Genomic DNA, 16,806 nt, shown 5'->3' with positions numbered 1-16,806 from the left:
ATGCCAGGGGTTTGCGCCCCTGGCATTTCTGTTAGGTTCAAGGAGAGCGTGTTGCTACGATATCTTACCGCCGGCGAATCGCACGGCCCCCAGCTTACCGCAATTGTGGAAGGCATGCCCGCCGGCGTTGCCGTCACAGCAGATGCGATCGATGCCGACCTCGCGCGTCGGCAGGGAGGGTATGGCCGGGGCGGCCGAATGCAGATAGAAAAGGACCGGGTCCAGATTCTTTCCGGTGTGCGCTGGGGGAAAACACTAGGTTCTCCGGTCACTCTCGCCGTAACTAATCGCGACTGGGCCAACTGGCAGGAGAAGATGTCGGTCGATCCTTCCTGCCGCGACGAATCGATACGTGTCACCCGTCCACGTCCGGGTCACGCCGATCTTCCAGGAGCGATCAAATACGGACACGACGACGTGCGAAATATTCTCGAGCGGTCCAGCGCCCGGGAGACCGCTGTCCGCGTGGCCGTGGGTTCTCTGGCAAAACTCTTTCTCCAGGAATTCAACATTACCGTCTCCGGTTTTGTTGCGGAACTGGGGGGGATCAGGGCCGTACGGCCCGATGCGCCTTTAGCGCAATTGCGTGAGCTTGCCGCTCGCTCCGAACTCTATACCTACGATCAGCGTGTGGATGAGGAAATGAAGCTGTTGATAGATAAGGCCAAGGCCGAAGGAGACTCTCTTGGAGGCGTAGTCGAAATCTTCGTCTCCGGCGTACCGGTAGGTCTCGGAAGCCATGTGCAGTGGGACAGAAAGCTTGATGCCCGGCTTGCCATGGCTCTTATGAGTATCCAGGCAATCAAGGGAGTTGAGATAGGCATGGGATTCGAAGCATCCCGAAATCCCGGCTCCCGCGTTCATGATGAGATCTCCTATGACCCCGCAATCGCGGAAAAGAGACCCGGCAGCGGCGGTTTCTACCGCACGAGCAACCGTGCAGGCGGAATAGAGGGGGGAATCAGCAACGGCGAAGAGATTGTGCTGCGGGCGGCGATGAAGCCGATCCCTACCTTGTACAAGCCTCTCAGGTCAGTGGACATGTCTACCAAGGAAACTATCGAGGCGACGGTTGAACGTTCCGATATCTGTGCCGTGCCTGCGGCAGCGGTGGTGGCCGAGACAGTGGTGGCTATGGAGATAGCCGGGGCATTTATCGAGAAATTCGGCGGCGACTCGGTTGCGGAAATTCGCCGAACTTACGAACGGCACATGCAGTATGTCCGCAGTTTCTGATAAACATGTTTTTCTGACAGGATTTATGGGGACTGGGAAGAGTACTGTCGGCAGGATCCTGGCCGATCGGCTGGGACGTAGGTTCGTTGATCTCGATGCCTGTATTGTAGCTGATTCCGGCTTGTCGATACCCGATATTTTCGCACGTCATGGTGAAACATATTTTCGTGACCGGGAACAGGAGGCTCTCGGGAAGCTGGCAACCAAAGACCCTCTTGTTGTTGCGACGGGCGGAGGCGTGGTGTTGCGGGATGAAAACCGCCGTCTCATGCGAGAGAGCGGCATCGTCATCAATCTCACCGCTTCGGTCGAGACAGTCGTGGAGCGGCTTCGTCATGACGAGGGCCGCCCACTGCTGCGGGAAGACAAGTCTCCCGAGAAAGTCATGGCAATGCTGGCTGAGCGGGAACAGTACTACCAAGATGCTGCCGTCCGTATCGACACGACCGGAAGAGCTCCGGAATCAATCGCAGAAGAAATTTTAGTATGGCTAAAATAAAGGATAAGGAACTCTAGAGTGGATTCTCTTCAGGTTGGTCTGGCAGATCGTAGCTACCTGATACAGTTCGGCGAAGAGGTACTCGACAGAATCGGGAATCTCTGCCGTGAATTGAACCTTGGTACAAAGGTGGCCATGGTGACAAATCCCACAGTCGGTGCTCTGTATGGGGGGCTCGTCGCGTCGGCCCTGTCCGGGGCGGGATACGCCGTCACATCCATAGAGATTCCCGATGGGGAGGAATACAAAAACAGTTCAAGCCTCCATGCCATTTATGATTCTCTCATCGATTTCGGAATGGAGCGGAACTCGTTCATACTGGCCCTCGGCGGTGGAGTGGTCGGGGATATCGCGGGATTTGCCGCAGCAACCTATCTTCGCGGAATCCCCTTCATACAGGTGCCTACTACACTGCTGGCCCAGGTAGACAGCAGCGTTGGGGGAAAGACCGGCATCAACCACGCGAAGGGGAAAAACCTCATCGGCGCCTTTTATCAGCCCAGGCTGGTGCTTGTGGATGTCTCGACACTCTACACCCTTCCTGACAGAGAGTATCGCGGCGGCCTCGGGGAGATAGTCAAGTACGGGGTTGTCCTGGACGCAGAGCTGTTCGAGTATTTGACCAATCACTCGGACCGGCTCCTGGCGCGCGACCGCGAAGCACTGCTCTTCGTGATCAGGCGTTGCTGTGCCATCAAGGCGGGTATAGTCGAGCAGGATGAAACCGAATCCGGCGTTCGCGCCGTCCTCAACTACGGCCATACGATGGGCCATGCGGTAGAGACGTTGACGGGCTATCGTACCTATTCTCACGGCGAAGCGGTGGCAATTGGCATGGTGCAGGCCGCGCGCTTTTCCCAGGCCTTGGGACTTGCCTCCGGCGACGATACGCGCCGGATCGCTGCGCTTCTACATTCCCTCGGCCTCCCCACCGACCTGCCCGGGTTCGATGAGGCGGAGTACCGAGAGGTCCTGATGCGGGACAAGAAAGTGCGCGATGGAGGGATCAATTTCGTTTTCAACCGGGGGGTCGGGGACTTTGAAATCACCAGAATCACCGACGTTTCACCCCTGTTCAATGGCGGAGGTAAGGGAGAGTGACCATGGGGAACGATACCGCCGCTCTTATGGCTGCCAGCAAAAAATATGAGGATATTCTCGCGCGGGATCCTGAATCATACTGTTTTGCGCCTCTCTCAGACGTATACCGAAAACTGGGACTTCTCGATGAAGCTCTGGAAGTGGCGCTGAAAGGGTGCGAGCTTCACCCCGACTACATCGGTGGCTACATGGCGCTGGGCAGGGCTTGTTTCGAGAAGGGGCTCTATACGGAGAGCAGGCAGGCCCTCCGCAAGGTAGTCGAGGTGATGCCCGAAAACCTCCTGGCTCGCCGGCTGCTCTCGGAACTGGACGAATTTTCCAGGGGGCCTGACATTTCTGGTGGAGCGGGCGAGCATCCAGCGGAGGCTGCTTTGATATCGCCCTCCGGTGCCGAAGCCGATGACCTGGAAGAAATAGAGGAACTGACGGAAGTAGTGGAGGATGGGGAGCCCTCTTCCGGCATGGCGGTAGAAGAACTGAACGACGAGGTGGTAGTTCCGGGAATCGGCGGAGGGCCGCTGGCGACGGCCACAGTGGCCGAGTTATATGCCGCTCAGGGGTTGCCAGAGCTTGCGCTGCAGGTATACACGGAACTGCTGGCTGCCGATCCGGAAAATCACCAGATGAAGCGGCGAGCGGAGGAGCTTTCTGCAGCCATGGGCCGAAGCAGTGTCGACGCTTCTCCTGGCGGGGCCATGGAAGAACGGATCGAGGGGGGCGCTCTCCTTCCGGAAAAGGGTAAAGAGGCGCAGGTCCTTGAGACCCTGGAACGCTGGCTGGCGGCAATCAGGAGGCGGAGATGAAGTTTCGGGATACGCTTAGCAATATTGTCGATGGGGTCGGCGGAGGGCTGGGCGCCGTAATAATGGGATGCGACGGCATCGCTATCGATGAATACCTGCCGGAGTCGTCACTCGATATCCAGGCGCTGGCGGTCGAATATGTCGCGGTCATGAATCAGACCAGGAATCTCGCCGAGAGCCTTGGGTGTGGTAGTATGGAAGAAGTCTGTATCTCTACATCAGCGGCTTCGATTCTCATACGGTATGTAAACCGCGATTTTTTTCTCGTTCTGGTTACGGATCGGAACAGTAGTGCCGGCAAGGGAAGGTTTCTGCTTCGGCAGGCTTCGCTTCGGCTTCGGGAGGAACTGGAGCGATGAAACTGCTCGTGCTGCATGGCCCGAACCTTAATCTGCTGGGGACAAGGGAGCCGGAAGTATACGGGAGCCTTACACTTGCGGAGATAGATGCAGCAATCAGTGAGCTTGCCGTCGAACTCGGCGTAGAAGTGGAAACGTTTCAGTCGAACTCGGAGGGGGCGCTAATCGACAAGATACACGCATCGGCTTCTTCGGTGAATGGAATTGTCATCAACCCCGCTGCCTACACCCATACCAGTGTCGCATTACGGGATGCCCTTGCAGCCGTTGCTGTGCCTGCCGTGGAGGTGCACCTCTCAAACATCCACCGGCGCGAGGAGTTTCGGACCCGCAGTTACGTGGCCCCGGTTGTTGTCGGGCAGGTGTCCGGATTTGGCGTAGATAGTTATCTGATGGGGCTTCGGGCCATTTTTAATCATATTAAAAAAGGATTGTCAGAAGGTCCCTAGTATGCTAAAAGACAGAATCCTTTCGGCCCGGCGCCTCATGGAGAGGCTTGAGGTCGAAGCCCTTCTCTTCCTGCATTTGCCGAATATCCGCTACCTGTCGGGTTTTACCGGCAGTGATGGCGCACTGCTCATTCGGCATGACGAGGGGTGGTTTCTCACCGATTCCCGATATACCACCCAAGCAGAACGTGAGGTTTTTTGCTCCTCCACCGTCACATATCGGTCCAAGGTAGAGGGGATAGCTGAATGCGTCCAGAAGGCGGGTAGCCGTCGTCTGGGAATCGAGGCGGAGCATATGACCGTCTCGTTTCATGACGCTCTATCCGCCGCTCTCCCCGGGGTGGAGCTGGTTGCGGTAGGTTCGGAGCTTGATGAACTGCGGCTCCTGAAGGATGCGGCAGAGGTTGAACTTCTTGATAGAAGTGCATCCATAGCATCCGAGGCGTTGATCCAGGTTCTGGATCAGCTGAGACCGGGATCGGTTGAGCGGGATGTTGCCCTAGCACTTGAAATTCTGATGAAACAGAAAGGGGCGGAGGATAAGGCCTTTGATTTTATCGTCGCCTCCGGTGTAAGGGGAGCTCTTCCTCACGGGCGCGCCAGCGAAAAGGTCATTGCCGCCGGTGAACTTGTTACTCTCGATTTCGGCGCCCGTTTCGACGGTTATCATTCGGATGAAACGGTGACGGTGGCCATAGGGAAACCGGATTCACGTCAGCGCGAGATTTACTCGATCGTAAAGGACGCCCACGATCTTGCTCTGGCGGGGGTAAAGCCGGGGGTTGCGCTTAAGGAGCTGGATTCCATAGCGCGCGGCCATATCGAAAGCAAGGGTTATGGATCCTGTTTCGGGCACGGTCTCGGGCATGGCGTTGGACTGGAGGTACACGAAAAGCCAACCGTCTCGTTCCGGAGCGATGGAGTCCTGAAAGAAGGGATGGTAATCACTGTTGAACCGGGCATCTATATCCCCGAATGGGGAGGAGTCAGAATAGAAGACACGGTAATTGTTACAGCTGACGGTTACCGCGTCTTGAGCAAAGTGCCCAAGGATCTCATTGTCATTTGAGGTCAGGGACGAAATGCACAGCGTGCCCGGGACTCCGGGCCTTCTGTTATGAAGAAAGGAGAAGAGGATGGATATCAAGGATCTCAAGTTGCTGATAAAGATGGTGACGGAAACCGACATAAGCGAGTTCGAGCTGGAGAATGCCGAGGACAAGATACGGATCAAGCGGGGAAGCGCGACTCAATACGTGCAGGTTGCCGCGCCCGTAGCCATGCCGCAGGCGGTTTCCGCTCCAGCTCCCGCTGCCCTTGCAGCACCGGCGCAGTCCGCTTCCGCGGCCACACCTGTCGAGGAGCAGGGAGACGCTATAACCTCCCCCATCGTAGGGACCTTTTACCGGGCACCGGCTCCCGATGCACCCCCGTATGTGGAGGTAGGGCAGATTGTCGAGAAGGGGCAGGTCCTGTGCATCGTCGAGGCCATGAAGCTGATGAACGAGATAGAGGCGGAGTTCCGCTGCAAGATCGTCAAAATTGTGAAGGAAAATGCTCAGCCGGTGGAATTCGGCGATAGCCTCTTCATGGTCGAGCGCGTATAACGCACATAGCCCATGCTGACGGGTCCATGTGCCCGAAAAGCAGGAGCGACGTTTCAGCGATACGGAAAGATTTCTTTCCCTGGAGATATACATGTTCCATAAGATACTTATCGCCAACCGCGGCGAAATAGCCCTGCGCATTATCCGTGCGTGCAAGGAACTAGGCATCAGGACAGTTGCAGTCTATTCAACCGCCGATAGCGAGTCGCTCCATGTAAAGCTGGCCGATGAGAGCGTCTGTATCGGTCCCGCTCCCAGCCTTCAGAGCTACCTTAACATCAATGCCATTATCAGCGCTGCCGAACTGACCGACGCCGAGGCGATTCATCCGGGATACGGTTTTCTCTCGGAGAACGCAGCTTTTGCCGAAATCTGCGAGAACTGCGGCATAACCTTCATCGGCCCCTCCTCAGAGAGTATGCGACTCATGGGTGACAAAATCAGCGCCCGTCAGGCCGTCATCAAGGAAGGAGTGCCCATTCTGCCCGGCACCAAGGAAGGTGTGAGTGACGTCAACGAAGCTGTAAGGATTGCAAAGGAAATCGGGTTTCCCGTAATTATAAAGGCGACTGCCGGGGGGGGAGGCAGGGGAATGAAAATCGTTCATTCACCCGCCGCTCTTCCCAATGCCTTTGCTACTGCGCGTGCCGAGGCCCAAGCGGGCTTTGGCAACCCTGAAGTCTACATCGAGAAATATTGCCAAAATCCCCGTCATGTGGAGATTCAGGTTCTCGGCGACAAGCATGGTAACGTGATCTACCTCGGTGAGCGAGACTGTTCGATCCAGCGTCGGCATCAGAAGCTTATCGAAGAGGCTCCCTCCTCGGTGAGTACACCCGAGCTGAGGAAGACAATGGGAGAGGCTGCCACCCGCGCAGCGCGTGCAGTGGGCTACAACAGTGCAGGTACCATGGAGTTCCTTGTCGATAAGGATAACAACTTCTACTTCATGGAGATGAACACGCGCATCCAGGTGGAGCACCCCGTAACCGAAATGGTGACCGGTGTGGACATCATCAGGGAGCAGATAAGGTCGGCTGCCGGCCTGAAGCTTCGGTACAAGCAGAGTGATATAAAAATAAACGGCCATTCAATCGAGTGCCGTATAAATGCCGAAGATCCGGTGAAATTCACGCCATGCCCGGGCCGGATCACCGCCTATCATACTCCGGGGGGGCTTGGAGTGCGGGTGGATTCTTTCGTCTACGAGAACTATTCCGTGCTTCCTCACTATGATTCGCTCATCGCAAAGCTGATAGTACATGCAGAGACGCGTGAAGATGCAATCCGGAGAATGGCCCGTGCTTTGGACGAGTATATAGTCGAAGGCATCAAGACGACGATCCCATTCCACAAGCGCATCATGGCCAACAAGGATTTCATAGAAGGGAATATAGACACGAGTTTCCTTGAGCGGATCGTGTTGGAGTAATCATCATGGAGTTTCCCGACGAGCTGAAGTACAGCAAGGAGCATGTCTGGATAAGGTTGGAAGGGCGCCGGGCCGTGATCGGGCTTACCGATTTCGCCCAGCATGAATTGGGACCGGTCTCCGGTGTTGATCTTCCTGATGTAGGCGACGAACTGGAGCAGGATGATTCATTCGGTTCGGTAGAGGCCCGGAAGACGGTTGCGGAGCTTTATGCCCCTATCGGCGGGCAGGTTGTGGAGATTAACGAGGAGCTTAAGGATGCTCCCGAACTGATCAACGACGATCCATATGACAGCGGGTGGCTTGTCGTTGTAGAGATGTCTGACCCTGAGGAACTGAATTCACTGCTTTCTGCTGAAGATTACACAGAAACCACTTCAGACGGTGAACCGGAAGGGGAAGAGTAAAGACTGACGGCAGTATGTATTGATAGAGATCAGGCGAGAGTTTTCTCGCCTGATTCTTTTTTTGCCCCGCGTTTTCCCTTGATAACTTCGGAGTTGCACATGACCCTGAACATAGGCCATATCAAATATGCCAATTGTACACCAATTTTTTCAGCACTCCTGGATAGCCCCGCCTGCAGTAAGTACTCTTTTGTAGGAGGCGTTCCGTCCGTTCTCAACGCCCTACTCCGCAGTGGGGAAATTGATGTCTGTCCCTCATCTTCCATAGAGTATGGGAAATCACCAGGGAAATACCTGCTTCTTCCTGAATTGTCCATAAGCTCCGTAGGTCCCGTAAAAAGCGTGCTGCTCTTTTCGCGACTTCCGATGGAGCAGCTTGACGGCGCCCGCATCGGTCTTACCACCGACTCCGACACGTCCGTTAACCTGTTGAAGATCATCCTTCGAAAGCAATTCGGCTTCCTCAACGATATGGAGCGCACCGGCCTGCCGCTCGCAGAAGCGTTGAGGGATTTCAGCGCTCTGCTCCTGATAGGGGATGCCGCGCTTCGGGAAAGCATGAAGTTTCATGGGCTGCATGTTTATGATCTGGGCGAGCTGTGGTGGCGATTCACCGGACTTCCCTTCGTTTTTGCCCTCTGGCTTGTTACGGAGAAAACTGCGTTGGGGAAGCCTAATGAGGTTGCTGCTTTATGGAGAGAGCTTGTTCAGGCAAAGGAACGCGCTTACGGCACCTATGCCCGCATAGCATCAAGGTGTGCAGAACGGAGCTGGATGAGTGAGGAGGATCTTGCCGACTACTGGCGGATTATTTCATATGAGCTGACGCCTGAACACCTGAAAGGGGTCGATACCTTTTTCGGCTATGCATCTGAGCTGGGGATCATAGCAGAAAGACCGCAGATCCGCCTCTTTAGTCCGAATTTATCGGAATAAGCATCCCCTCGCTTCTGCGGCGCAGGTAGTCGTCCAAGATCAGCCGATGGTCGAAGCAAAGTTTTGCCGGAATTGAATCAAGAGGAAAGACTTGTAGATTTGCGGCGTCATCAGCCGCACAAGGGATGCCGTGTCCGCTCGCCACATAGACGACGGAGATGGTGTGATGACGAACATCTCGTGCGGGGTCCGAGTAGCAGCCGAGAAGCCTCAGGTTGCAGATCCGCAGCGATGTCTCTTCCAAAGCTTCCCGGATGGCGGCTTTTTCCAGAGGTTCCCCATAGTCTACAAATCCGCCGGGCAGTGCCCAACCTAGAGGAGAATTCTTCCGTTCGATGAGGACAATGCCCTCGTCGACTTCTATGATGATGTCAACGGTCGGCAGCGGGTTACGGTACTCCTTAAGCTTCGCGCCGCATGTCGGGCAGCTTAAAAATTCATAAGCCATGATGTCCTCAGGAGAGAAGGGTCTAAAATCGCTGGAGGAAAGTTTACCAGAGGACGCGCGGATCGGAAGCAATAAAAAAGGGAGGGGGAAACCCCTCCCTTTTCCGTGTCGGTCCAGGAGCTGTTACTTCTTCTTGCCCCCGCCCCCGGAAGCTTTTTTGGAAGCTTTGAGAGGATTGACTTTAGTCTCTTCGCTCTTGATTTCCACTTTTACGTGTGTTGCGAAGTTGCAGAGACCGGTCTGCCATTTTTTCTGGGGAGCAGGATAGGCACTACAGACCTTGCCTATCGAACTTTCGACTACCCGCTCGCATCCCTCACAATTCTCGACCACAACCTGACAAGCTCCGTCAGAAAATGCACACCCTTGTTTCCCCCAGAAAGTACACTCGGTACCAGGAAGAACCGTTTGACACTGCATGAGTTAATCCTCCTCTTGTTGCTGCTGCGAAATCGTTGGCAAGAGCTACTCTACCAATTAGGAAAGAAAAAAGTCAACAGGAAAAACCCCCTGCTTCCGGCCCTTTCCCTTGACTCACGGATGCCTCTATATTAACCTTGTCAAAGGTTTTTTCAAGCCATTCATTATCACATTTGCAGGGCGTCTCGCACTTGGGAGCAGTAGTTTCCTGCCTGACAGAAAAGGAGGAGGGATGGGGGGTATCGCTTTCGGCACATCGGGGTGGCGCGGCATTTTATGCGATGATTTTGTGTTCGACAACGTGAGGGTCGTTACACGTGCCATCGCCGACCATGTGGCGGCAGGACCGGACAAAGACAAGGGGCTCATCGTTGGCTGCGACTCCCGGTTCATGGGGGATGAATTTGCACGTGAGGCGGCACGTATTCTGGCGGGAGCGAATATTAAGACTTTTCTGTGCGATCGGGATACGCCGACGCCGGTGATTTCGTACGAGATTCTAAGACGAAAGGCAGCGGGAGGCATCAACTTTACAGCGAGTCACAACCCGCCCCGTTATAACGGGATCAAGTTCTCTCCTGCCTGGGGAGGGCCGGCTCTTCCTGACACCACCAGGGATATTGAGCGTCGAGCGAATGAGATGGTCGGGAAGATATGCCCGGAGAGACCTGAATTCGAGCAGGCATCCCGTGACGGACTGATAGAGGAAATAGACCCGCAGCAGCCGTACCTTGACGCTCTCAAGGAGAAGGTCGACTTCGAGTCCCTCGCCCGTCTCGGCACTCTCGCACTCAATCCCCTCTACGGAACTGCCCGTGGCTATCTAGAGAAGCCTCTAGTCGAGCGGAGGGTGCCGTTCAAGATCATCAACTCCCATAGAGACCCTTACTTCGGAGGGTTTCCACCAGAGCCGGCGGAGAAATACATCCAGGATTTCATCCGACTCGTGAAGGGAGATCCTGATGTTAAGCTCGGTATCGCAACGGACGGAGATGCCGACCGTTTCGGTATCGTAGATGAAGATGGAACCTACATTGAGCCGAACTACATCATAGCCCTGCTCTTCGACTACCTTGTTCGTGTGCGTGGGATGAAGGGGGGAGTAGCACGCAGCGTCGCAACATCTCATCTTGTCGATGCTGTCGCTCATCACCACGGGATAGAGATCCACGAGACACCTGTTGGCTTCAAGTATATCGGCGAACTGATCAGTCAGAACAAAATCATTATCGGTGGGGAGGAGAGCGCCGGCCTATCGATAATGGGGCATGTCCCGGAGAAGGATGGGATACTGGCCTGCTTTCTAGTTGCAGAGATGGTCGCCCGTGAAGGAATGTCGGTGAAGGCGCTACTGGAGCGGTTGTATCAACGGGTAGGTCGATACGTGACGAAGCGGGAAAACCTGAACCTCTCGCCGGAGCTTGAAGCAGCCTTTCCGACCAAAATAAAAGAGATTCCGGCAGCCTTCGCAGGGGTAAAGGTGAGGGACGTTGTAACCATAGACGGAAACAAGTTCATTCTGGACGACGGCAGTTGGCTTCTGTTTCGCAAATCGGGAACGGAACCTGTAGTCAGGCTTTACGGTGAGGCATCTTCGTTCGAGCGTCTGCAGGCAATTATGACAGCTGGCCGTGACTTTATCCTTTCGTAGCGCGAGTACGAACATGAAAGACGGACGCCACGGACGCAGGTCCGTGGCGTTTTTTTATCCCATCCGGGCTTTTCGTTGAGAAAAATAAGCCGTTCGGGTTATAATCACCAGTCCGTGACTATACATCTTTATTGGAGGAAACATGTGGGATTACACTGAAAAAGTTAAAGATCATTTCTTGAATCCGAGAAATGTTGGTGAAATAGAGGATGCGGATGCAGTCGGAGAAGTTGGCAGCCTTGCATGTGGTGATGCACTCAAGCTGTTTATCAAGCTTGACGAGAAGAAGGAGCGGATTGTCGACGCCCGGTTCCAGACCTTCGGCTGTGGAAGCGCAATCGCCTCTTCGTCGGCCCTTACCGAGATGGTTAAGGGAAAGACCCTCGACGAGGCGCTGAAGATATCCAACCAGGAAATAGCAGATTTCCTAGGTGGGCTGCCCGAAGAAAAGATGCACTGTTCCGTCATGGGGCAGGAAGCCCTGGAAGTGGCCATTGCCAAGTACAGGGGAGGACCGCTTCCTACTCATCAGGACCATGATCATGCAGCGATGGAAGGAGAGATCGTCTGCAAGTGCTTCGGGCTTACCGATCAGTTCCTCAAGAAGGTAATTGCCTCCAACAAGCTCCACACGGCAGAGCAGGTGACCCACTTTACCAAGGCAGGGGGTGCCTGCGGCGGCTGTATCCCGCGCATCAAGGAGCTGATTGCCGAAGTGGTGGGTGGACAGGCCAAAGAAGCTCCGAAGAAACCGGAGCGGCTCACTAACCTGCGTAAGATGCAGCTGATCCAGGAAACTCTGGAGAAAGAGGTGCGTCCGCAGCTGTGGGCTGACGGTGGGGACCTTGAGTTGATCGACATCGACGGTAGCCGGGTTCAGATCGCCTTCCGCAAGGCATGTGCAGGGTGCGTGTCTTCCGGCAACACCGCTAAGTTCGTCGAGATGCGGCTGCGGGAGCTGGTTGCGGACGACATAGTAATCGAGGAGGTGGAGGGATGAAGGAGGTATATGTAGACAATAACGCCACCACCAAAGTCGATGAGGCCGTATTCGAGGAGATGCGCCCCTATTTCTGCGAACTGTACGGCAACCCCAGTTCGATGCACTTCTTTGGCGGGCAGGTCCAGAAAAAAGTGGATGAAGCACGAAGCCGCGTTGCAGCGCTGCTTGGAGCATCGCCAGACGAGATTATTTTCACTTCCTGCGGAACTGAGAGCGACAATGCGGCGATTCGTTCAGCCCTTGAAGTTTTTCCTGAACGCAGGCACATCATAACTACCCGCGTCGAGCATCCTGCTGTCCTTACCCTCTGTCGGAACCTCTCCAAACGGGGCTACCGGGTGACGGAGCTGAACGTAGATTCATCGGGGAGGCTTGATCTCGACGAACTGAAGCGGGCTGTCGATGATGACACCGCCATTGTATCTGTCATGTATGCAAACAATGAAACAGGGGTCGTCTTTCCTGTCGAGGAAGTCGGTGCCATAGTAAAGGAAAAGGGGGCGATTTTTCACACCGACGCTGTCCAGGCTGTGGGGAAGATACCGCTGAATATGGCAACTTCGACCATAGACATGCTTGCCCTTTCGGGTCACAAACTCCATGCACCGAAAGGGTGCGGCGCCATGTACCTCCGCAAGGGAGTGCCGTTCCGGCCGTTCATGATAGGCGGGCACCAGGAGAAGAGCCGTCGGGCGGGCACTGAAAATACGGCTTCCATCATCGCGCTCGGCAAGGCGTGTGAACTGGCTGGAATGCACCTGAAGGACGAGGATACCCGAGTACGGGGTATGCGGGACCGGTTGGAGCGGGAGCTGATGAAGCTTGTTCCGAAGGCAAGGATCAATGGCGATGGTGCCGAAAGGCTGCCCAACACCCTTTCAATTGCATTCGAATTTGTGGAAGGGGAAGCTATCCTGCTCCTGCTGAGCGAAAAAGGAATCTGCGCGTCCTCCGGCAGTGCCTGTACCTCCGGGTCGCTCGAACCATCCCACGTACTGCGGGCGATGGGGGTTCCGTTCACCTGCGCTCACGGCTCCATCCGCTTCTCGCTATCGCGATTCAACACCGACCAGGAGATCGACCTCATCATTCGAGAAGTGCCTCCTATCATTCAGCGACTGCGGGAGATATCGCCGTTCGGGCGGGAATATACAAAGTAACGGCCATACAGTATCAGTAGCAGGAACAGGCCCATGCTGGATCAAGCATGGGCCTGTTTTGTTTTGGGAGTGGCGTCGAGGATATCTGAAGCTTGAAACAGCACGCCGGAATTTACCAGGCCCGTTCGACAGGATCGAAATGGCAGGCTCCCAGAGGGCTGAGTCCTGGTGGGGAACAGGTAGTGCCGTTATACCGAACTTCATCCCGGAGGGTGTCCCTAGGTGTCCCCTCAAACTGAGGTGTTGACAGTCCGCTGAAATGTTTCTGCCGCAGCTTTTCGATGTCATGGCAATCGGTACAGAGAAGGCCGTTGGGGCCAGAACGCTCGTGCTCCGGATGCTTTCCCGAGTGGTAGCTGTTGTACTGGTTTGTTCCGAAGGCGTGGCACCGTATGCACCCGTCGTGGACCTCGCTCTCGAATGCCTGCGTCCAGCTTATTGCCTCACCCCCATGACAACTGACGTTTGTGCAGGTCTGGGTTCCGCCATCAAATGCAGAGGGCCCCGATTTAGCATTATATGTGGAGGTAAAGGCGACATCAGCTCGGCCGTTGGCATGGTTGGCGGTTCCGGTGCCTGCTCCCGTGTGACAGGTCTCGCAAATGCTGCCGATACCCGGAACGTTGCCGTGTTTGGCGTGTGCTCCTGCAATGTTGGGGGAGCTTGCGCCGGGGAGGCCGTTGGGGGGCTTGCCGTGGCACGAGGTGCATTGGCCGGCAACGGGCACGGTGCCCGGCGCGCTGTTAGGATGACAGGTCGCGCTGAAGCAGGAGCGAGCGACTCCACCCCGGAGGGTAGTCCCATGGCAGAGAGAGCATGCCCTCATGAGGTTTCCGGCGGAGCCGTGGGTCAGCCAAGGTACCGGGTGCGCCGCATTGGTTATGTGGCAGCCGGAGGCTTCGCATCCGGCGCTAAGGGAGCCGATCGTTGCATTGAATCGTGGATTGCTGCCGGAGATCCCTGGCTCACCGTGACATTCCTGGCAACCAACCAGGTCTCTCTTCGCCTCAGGGCCATGGGTTCCGGGAGAGGTGAAGGGGATTGCATGGGGGAGGTTGCGTGGCCCGTGAGGCTGCCCGTTCACCAAGGCGTGGCAGCTCATTCCGTTCCACGTTGCGGCGAAACAACCTATTCTGGTTATACCTCCTGTTGATCCTCTTACCGCAAGATCCGGTCCATGACATTCCCTGCATTGCTCGGGCGTGCGGTGAAAGGCGCTCCTGTGGCCGACGACCCAGTTTGTGGGATGTTTGCCGGTGGAGTCGACGGCGGGTGCCGTATCATTGGCGGTACCGCATCCCCACAGCGCGGCGAGGGATACTGCAGCCACTATGGCAGCTATGTAAGATAACATCACTCTCACATCAGTTCCAAAAGTAACTATGAAAATGGACGGCCCGTCATCGGTGGCAGGCAACGCACTGTTTGTTGTTCATCCTGCCGTGGCAGCGGTAACAGCCTGTCGGATCGAGCTTGCCGTCGATCTTGTGGCGCGTGAGATAGTCCCCTCGGTGCATGAATTCCCGGTCAGGGCGTTCCCCATACTTGAGCGAAGGCTTTATCTCCACACGGTTCACGTGACAGTCATTGCAGAATGAGCTCTGGTGGCACGTTGCGCATAGCCTGTCGTCGCGCTGGGCATAGAGCCGGTGGCTTCTGATGAAGGAAACGGAGTGATCGAAGGAAGCATAGGGCTTGAGAACGCCTCTAACCGCATCCTCATGGCACTCGCTGCAAGCAACCTTCCCTTCCGCAAGCGGCTCCGGATGCCCTGCGGGAAGAGAGGCGATTCTGCTGCAGGCCGCCGAAATGATCATTCCGCTGAATACTGCGATTATCGCCAAGAGACGACGTCCCTTCATGTTACCGTGCTCCTTTGCTGCTCTCGTAATGATATGTAAGCTTAAGTAATCCGCGCAGATCGTTGACCAGTTGCGGGCTCCAGCCATAGCTGATATCCCCGGAGAGGGCGAGTTCGGGCGTGACGCGGTATCCGGTTGTGATGGTTCCGGTGACGGAGCTTGTTTTTCCATAGATTGCTTCATCGAAAAGATGCGTGATGATGTCTGCCGAGCCGAAATATCTCGACGCTGTGTAGAGCCCATAGCCGTGGACTTCATTGTAGGAGGTGACTCGGGGCACCTGAGAATCGACCCGGTGAAGCCCCCCCCCGGTTCGGATTTTCCCATCCAGAAACGAGACATCTATGTTCAGCCCGAACTTTCTGCTTTTTCCCCGCTCTGCAGCATCATATTTCGTTTGCTTTGCATCTGCCGACACCTCGATTCTGCTGGTCGCCGTGTAACTGGCTACGGCGCTGTAGGAGACGACTTCAGTGCCGGGAGCGGGACGAAATACGGTGGAGGGAAGAGCGGTCACGGCAAAAAAACCTTCGAGACGCTGTTGATTGTACTCAAAGGCCAGTGACAAATCGGTCCGAGGGCGGATCGTCACAAAATGGTTCTGTTCCGCCAGTTCTCGAACGCCTGGATCATAGAATATGCGCCCCGAGTAGTCGGCGATTCCGTTTGGGGCAATCCAGATATCTCCAGCTATAAGTTCGTGAAAGTTCTTTTCGTTTCGCAGATCGTTTAATGCTGCAACGTACTGTCTGCTTTCGGTACCCTGTTCATGAAGAGCCGCGATACCGAGCTCCAGAAAGCCACCATACCGGTAGCCGAGCCGGCCGCCGTAGAGGAAATCTCCCCTGTTGTCCGTCGGACCGCCGGGCCCCACCGGTTTCCCTGCGAATCCGGAGAGGACGAATCCGTGAAGCAGGTCGACCCGAGCGCCTGCCCCGTCGACCTGCTCAACGTGCCCGAGATCGTAGACGAAGAAACGGCCTGCTTTCAATTGTCCATCCCCTTGCGGCAGCCGATAGCTCAGGTAGCCATACGTGACGTTCCCGTCGGTGTTCCCGCCGTTGCGGCTTTGGTCAGCAAGGTCGATCCTTCCCCACCCATGGATATGCAGGGACAGGTTACCGTCCGCAAGCTTTCCGAGATTGACCGTGAAATATTGAGTGGCAGGGGCGATTCGTCGCGAGTCGACTGCGGGAGCGTTTCGTTCTTCCAGCCGGAACAGAGACATCGCATCTACACCTATGTCTGCCGCAAAGAGGTCGAAAGGCAGCAAGACGAGCATAATAGCGTAAATTCCGGCTATGTACCTCATGGAGAGACTCCAGGCGCTGAATCAGGCATATGCCTTCTCGTATCGGCAGGCGCTGCCTGTTTCTTAATGCCTGCTTATATGGTTTTCCTATTGACTGAGTCTTCGGGTGGTATTAATGTGC

Annotated in this window: 19 protein-coding genes; 14 read left to right on the top strand and 5 right to left on the bottom strand. The window is 55.6% G+C overall.

Going from position 1 to position 16,806, the window contains the following annotated elements; genetic code table 11:
* Nucleotides 1–51: 51 nt before the first annotated feature.
* The 11 genes from aroC to CFB04_RS07865 all read left to right on the top strand — a co-directional run bounded on the left by aroC (nt 52) and on the right by CFB04_RS07865 (nt 8,829).
* On the top strand, nt 52–1,236 hold the full coding sequence (gene aroC / locus CFB04_RS07915; RefSeq protein ID WP_088534770.1) for a chorismate synthase: 1,185 nt from the start codon (nt 52–54) through the stop codon (nt 1,234–1,236).
* Complete coding sequence (locus CFB04_RS07910) at nt 1,220–1,735, top strand: shikimate kinase (RefSeq protein ID WP_088534769.1); 516 nt, start codon at nt 1,220–1,222, stop codon at nt 1,733–1,735. The genes aroC and CFB04_RS07910 overlap by 17 nt, the downstream gene beginning before the upstream one ends.
* An 18-nt stretch (nt 1,736–1,753) precedes the next feature.
* A complete protein-coding gene (gene aroB / locus CFB04_RS07905; RefSeq protein WP_088534768.1) occupies nt 1,754–2,836 on the top strand; it encodes a 3-dehydroquinate synthase in 1,083 nt (360 codons plus the stop codon).
* A 2-nt stretch (nt 2,837–2,838) separates the two neighbouring features.
* Entirely contained in the window at nt 2,839–3,639 is an 801-nt protein-coding gene (locus tag CFB04_RS07900; RefSeq protein WP_088534767.1) for a lipopolysaccharide assembly protein LapB, read from the top strand.
* The gene (locus tag CFB04_RS07895) at nt 3,636–3,998 is read left to right on the top strand and encodes a GTPase (protein ID WP_088534766.1); all 363 of its coding nucleotides are present in this window, start codon (nt 3,636–3,638) and stop codon (nt 3,996–3,998) included. The genes CFB04_RS07900 and CFB04_RS07895 overlap by 4 nt, the downstream gene beginning before the upstream one ends.
* The gene (aroQ, locus tag CFB04_RS07890) at nt 3,995–4,447 is read left to right on the top strand and encodes a type II 3-dehydroquinate dehydratase (protein WP_088534765.1); all 453 of its coding nucleotides are present in this window, start codon (nt 3,995–3,997) and stop codon (nt 4,445–4,447) included. Before CFB04_RS07895 ends, aroQ begins: the two co-directional genes overlap by 4 nt.
* 1 nt (nt 4,448) lies before the next feature.
* Complete coding sequence (locus CFB04_RS07885) at nt 4,449–5,516, top strand: Xaa-Pro peptidase family protein (RefSeq protein ID WP_088534764.1); 1,068 nt, start codon at nt 4,449–4,451, stop codon at nt 5,514–5,516.
* Between the two features lie 67 nt (nt 5,517–5,583).
* A complete protein-coding gene (accB, locus tag CFB04_RS07880; protein WP_088534763.1) occupies nt 5,584–6,054 on the top strand; it encodes an acetyl-CoA carboxylase biotin carboxyl carrier protein in 471 nt (156 codons plus the stop codon).
* A gap of 91 nt (nt 6,055–6,145) precedes the next feature.
* The gene (gene accC, locus CFB04_RS07875; RefSeq protein ID WP_088536747.1) at nt 6,146–7,486 is read left to right on the top strand and encodes an acetyl-CoA carboxylase biotin carboxylase subunit; all 1,341 of its coding nucleotides are present in this window, start codon (nt 6,146–6,148) and stop codon (nt 7,484–7,486) included.
* 5 nt (nt 7,487–7,491) lie between these two features.
* Nucleotides 7,492–7,893, top strand: coding sequence for a glycine cleavage system protein GcvH (gene gcvH / locus CFB04_RS07870; protein ID WP_088534762.1), 402 nt, complete (start codon nt 7,492–7,494; stop codon nt 7,891–7,893).
* Nucleotides 7,894–7,992: 99 nt separating this feature from the next.
* On the top strand, nt 7,993–8,829 hold the full coding sequence (locus CFB04_RS07865) for a menaquinone biosynthetic enzyme MqnA/MqnD family protein (RefSeq protein WP_088534761.1): 837 nt from the start codon (nt 7,993–7,995) through the stop codon (nt 8,827–8,829).
* On the opposite strand, the gene CFB04_RS07860 is transcribed toward CFB04_RS07865, so the two are convergent.
* The gene (locus tag CFB04_RS07860; protein ID WP_088534760.1) at nt 8,807–9,277 is read right to left on the bottom strand and encodes an NUDIX hydrolase; all 471 of its coding nucleotides are present in this window, start codon (nt 9,275–9,277) and stop codon (nt 8,807–8,809) included. The two genes, CFB04_RS07865 and CFB04_RS07860, sit on opposite strands and share 23 nt — an antisense overlap.
* 123 nt (nt 9,278–9,400) lie before the next feature.
* On the bottom strand, nt 9,401–9,697 hold the full coding sequence (locus CFB04_RS07855) for a PxxKW family cysteine-rich protein (protein ID WP_088534759.1): 297 nt from the start codon (nt 9,695–9,697) through the stop codon (nt 9,401–9,403).
* 232 nt (nt 9,698–9,929) lie between these two features.
* Between CFB04_RS07855 and CFB04_RS07850 the strand changes: the two genes are divergently transcribed.
* The 3 genes from CFB04_RS07850 (at nt 9,930) to nifS (ending at nt 13,511) form a co-directional block, all read left to right on the top strand.
* Nucleotides 9,930–11,348: a phosphoglucomutase/phosphomannomutase family protein gene (locus CFB04_RS07850; protein ID WP_088534758.1), complete on the top strand. Its 1,419-nt coding sequence runs from the start codon at nt 9,930–9,932 to the stop codon at nt 11,346–11,348.
* Nucleotides 11,349–11,490: 142 nt separating this feature from the next.
* Nucleotides 11,491–12,348, top strand: coding sequence for a Fe-S cluster assembly protein NifU (gene nifU, locus CFB04_RS07845; RefSeq protein WP_088534757.1), 858 nt, complete (start codon nt 11,491–11,493; stop codon nt 12,346–12,348).
* Nucleotides 12,345–13,511 (top strand): cysteine desulfurase NifS, encoded by a 1,167-nt coding sequence (gene nifS, locus CFB04_RS07840; protein WP_088534756.1) that lies wholly within the window; start codon nt 12,345–12,347, stop codon nt 13,509–13,511. Before nifU ends, nifS begins: the two co-directional genes overlap by 4 nt.
* Nucleotides 13,512–13,623: 112 nt before the next feature.
* On the opposite strand, the gene CFB04_RS17895 is transcribed toward nifS, so the two are convergent.
* Genes CFB04_RS17895 through CFB04_RS07825 form a run of 3 tightly spaced genes read right to left on the bottom strand, consistent with a single transcriptional unit; the run spans nt 13,624 to nt 16,685 of the window.
* Nucleotides 13,624–14,865 (bottom strand): hypothetical protein, encoded by a 1,242-nt coding sequence (locus CFB04_RS17895; RefSeq protein ID WP_157698758.1) that lies wholly within the window; start codon nt 14,863–14,865, stop codon nt 13,624–13,626.
* A gap of 46 nt (nt 14,866–14,911) precedes the next feature.
* Nucleotides 14,912–15,373 carry a cytochrome c3 family protein gene (locus CFB04_RS07830; RefSeq protein WP_088534754.1) on the bottom strand — a complete coding sequence of 154 codons (462 nt, stop codon included), beginning with the start codon at nt 15,371–15,373 and terminating at the stop codon, nt 14,912–14,914.
* 1 nt (nt 15,374) lies between these two features.
* Nucleotides 15,375–16,685 (bottom strand): hypothetical protein, encoded by a 1,311-nt coding sequence (locus tag CFB04_RS07825; RefSeq protein WP_088534753.1) that lies wholly within the window; start codon nt 16,683–16,685, stop codon nt 15,375–15,377.
* Nucleotides 16,686–16,806 lie beyond the last annotated feature (121 nt).

It is taken from the genome of Geobacter sp. DSM 9736 (assembly GCF_900187405.1).
Taxonomy (GTDB): Bacteria; Desulfobacterota; Desulfuromonadia; order Geobacterales; family Geobacteraceae; genus DSM-9736.
The sequence above is the reverse complement of the archived record's forward strand: the minus strand, read 5'-3'. Positions and strand labels throughout refer to the sequence as shown.